The organism is Pseudomonas sp. MWU12-2020 (assembly GCF_023100605.1).
GTDB lineage: Bacteria > Pseudomonadota > Gammaproteobacteria > Pseudomonadales > Pseudomonadaceae > Aquipseudomonas > Aquipseudomonas fluorescens_H.
The window spans coordinates 1-390 of record NZ_JALMEX010000058.1 but is presented as its reverse complement, the minus strand read 5'-3'; the positions used below and the strand labels follow the sequence as shown (position 1 = coordinate 390).

Annotated in this window: 1 protein-coding gene; it reads left to right on the top strand. The window is 60.8% G+C overall.

Going from position 1 to position 390, the window contains the following annotated elements:
* The coding region (locus tag M0814_RS29025) for an immunoglobulin-like domain-containing protein (protein WP_247868583.1) at positions 1-390 on the top strand (390 nt) is incomplete at both ends.

Sequence of the window (390 nt, the reverse complement as noted above, 5' to 3'; positions counted from 1 at the left end):
CTGTCGAACGGTGCTGTTATCACCATCGAAGCCGGTAAAACCACTGGCACCGTGACCGTTCCGGCACCTGCCGATGACGTGTACAAAGACGCTGGCACCGTTCAGGCAACGATCACCAACGCTACCGGTGGCAACTTCGAAAACCTGGTGCCGAGCACCGTGCCGGCTGTGACTCAGGTCACTGACACCATCGACACCACCACGGTCAAACTGACCGCGACCGAGTCTGCGGCTGAGGGTGGCACCGTCACCTACACCGCCACCGTCGGTGCGCCGGTAACTGGTTCGCCAGTGACCGTCACTCTAGCCAATGGTCAGAACATCACCATCGAAGTGGGCAAAACCACTGGCACCGTGACCACCACTGCGCCGAACGATGCGCTGACCGGT